Source organism: Streptomyces sp. NPDC045026 (assembly GCF_056432625.1).
Window position 1 is genome coordinate 1 of record NZ_JBWKIS010000072.1, and the last position, 1327, is coordinate 1327.

Below are 1327 nucleotides of genomic sequence, written 5' to 3' on the forward strand. Positions count from 1 at the left end.
ACTGAACTTCCTACGCTTCTGTGCCACGTGCTCTCTCCGCCGTTCTGGACTTCGATCCTATGGGGACCGCTGTCCGAGAACTTCAGGGCGCCTCACAGGACCTGCGCCGTCCTCTTTCTGTCGGATGAGTAGGAGGAGAAGCTCATGCCCGGCCCGAAGTAGCCAGCGGTCCGTTCACACAAGGTGTGGGGCTGACGTTATGTCAGCCCCGCCTCGGCCATGTCTACGGTTGAACGCTGGTTCTGGCGGGTGCCGACTCTCTGCCCGCGTCGTCGACGTTGACGATGTAGTAGTTCGTGTATCCGAACAGGGGCTGGGGGTCGACCCAGAAGCCGGAGGAGGCGTAGGGGGTGCCGACGAGGGTCCAGGCCTGCTCGCCGGGGCTGCGGCGGTAACTACGTGGCCTTGGAAGGAAGGGTGACCGATAGCGGCGAACCGGACGAGGGCGAGATCCTGCCGGAACTGTGCGAGCCTGTCTGGCTCGAGAATGCCGGCGTCGGCATCGCCTTCGTGGTGTCGCTCGCGGTTCAGGCCGCGATCATGCTCGCGATCGCGGCCGACTCGCTCACCCTGCCCCACCTGCATGCGCGACTGGGGGAGACCGGGGTCGCGGTCGACGTGTGACCGCCCGCGGACCACAGGAGTGGAGTGACCCCAACCGGTTTGATCCGCCGCCGCGGCCGATCGTCGGGCACATGCCGCGGACCAGGGGCAAGCGGCGAGAGGGTGGCCCATGCGCCGCACTGGCCGGTCTGCTGCGCAGCGGGGACTGATCCGACACCGATGCCTCCACAGCGAGCCGTTCACTCGTCCTCGATCTGGACAAGGTGGCTCGTGAATCGCCTCATCACCGAGCTCGCTGAGGTAGTAGACGCCATCAGCTGCGACCAGGCGGTCGAACACCTCCCGCTGCAGATCTGCCTCCAGCTCGGTGGGCACGTCCCAGAGCGGATCCACCCACTCCCGCAGGATCTGCACGGCCTTCTCCTGGCTGACGGGCTCGTAGATGTCGGGAGTGATCGACCGTAGCCAATATGGACCGTGCCGGGGTCCCTCCGGCAGCACTCCACCACCTGCATAGTCGTCTCGGAACTGCTCATGCCCAATCAGTGCGGCAAGCAGCCCTCTGTCGTCCACGGACTCCGCGGAGAAGCGGAGCTGCTTGATATCGACCCATCGAAACCCGTACTCCTTCGGATCCGGGACGTAGCGTCGAAAGGGCCAGGGCCTGTCTGACCGTCACTGGTCGGCACACTGCGACCGCGTCCGCCTCGGGCTCCCGCCTGGCAGCGCTTCATGATCCAACACCTGAGGGTGGGGGCGCCTC

Annotated in this window: 1 protein-coding gene; it reads left to right on the top strand. The window is 65.9% G+C overall.

Going from position 1 to position 1327, the window contains the following annotated elements:
- Positions 1-417 precede the first annotated feature (417 nt).
- Positions 418-624, top strand: a complete 207-nt coding sequence (locus AC07EJ_RS46070; protein ID WP_393588528.1) for a hypothetical protein — start codon at positions 418-420, stop codon at positions 622-624.
- The last annotated feature ends 703 nt before the right edge of the window (positions 625-1327 follow it).